The following is a 915-nucleotide window of genomic DNA, read 5'->3' on the forward strand; positions in this document are numbered from 1 at the left end:
CGTAGGCCGTCTCGCCCCAGCACCCATCGTCTTCTCACATAGGATCGTAGGCTGGTTTACCCGCCCGAAGCGAGGGCTCTAGCCTCGGAAGATCCCCGTCTCACCGTTCGCTGCATCTCTCCACTACTCGACCATCCGTCGAGCCGACTACTATAAAATTATCGCAATATTGAAATTAATACCATCCCTTATCTATTACAAACTCCCAAAGTCCAAGTTTTTTTATCTCTTCTATTGTAGGGTATGTCATATTATTGATATTAATATCGGATACCATGTTCGAGCATTCTCGACAATCCTGTGGTTTAGACCATATTGTTTGACATTCATCGCAAACAAAATATATATCATCTAATATTTTTGTTATTACTACTTGACCGATCCCGCAACATGGGCATTCTGTGATATGAAATTCAGGGTTTGACATTACCAATACCTCTTGGCAATCCGTTCCCACTTGGAAACCCTGTTACCAGCCTGTTTGTACCCGTTTCTGTTATGATTGTCATAAAATCATAATTTTGCCTTTGCCCGCCAGCACCACCAGCATATCCAGAGTTGTCTCTCGGTACAATATAATAATCGCGATTTCCGATGGTCGTCGGCTGAATTTGCTGCGCATCTGCTTTTGCCCAAGCGTCATCGATCGCATTCTTGGGATTACCATAAAATACACCCTGCTGCGGCTTACTTAAGCGTAAATCACCATGTGATTTATTGACATGATCAACCGCCGTTCCATCCTTGTTGGTTCTACTCCAATCGAGTGGAGAAGCGGTGCAGCATGGGGCTAATCCGAGAGGATCTATAATCGATGTCGAATTTGAAGTGTATGCATTTGGTCTAATTCCACCATATAATCTTATTGGATCAGGGCTAACATACTGCCCCGCCAGCGGATCGTAGTACCGGAAC

At 44.4% G+C, this 915-nt stretch carries 1 protein-coding gene; it reads right to left on the minus strand.

Annotated elements, in window-relative coordinates; genetic code table 11:
• Positions 1–413: 413 nt before the first annotated feature.
• The coding region (locus QR78_RS34680; protein ID WP_202972725.1) for an RHS repeat-associated core domain-containing protein at positions 414–915 on the minus strand (502 nt) is incomplete at its 5' end.

The organism is Methylobacterium indicum (genome assembly GCF_001043895.1).
Taxonomy (GTDB): Bacteria; Pseudomonadota; Alphaproteobacteria; order Rhizobiales; family Beijerinckiaceae; genus Methylobacterium; species Methylobacterium indicum.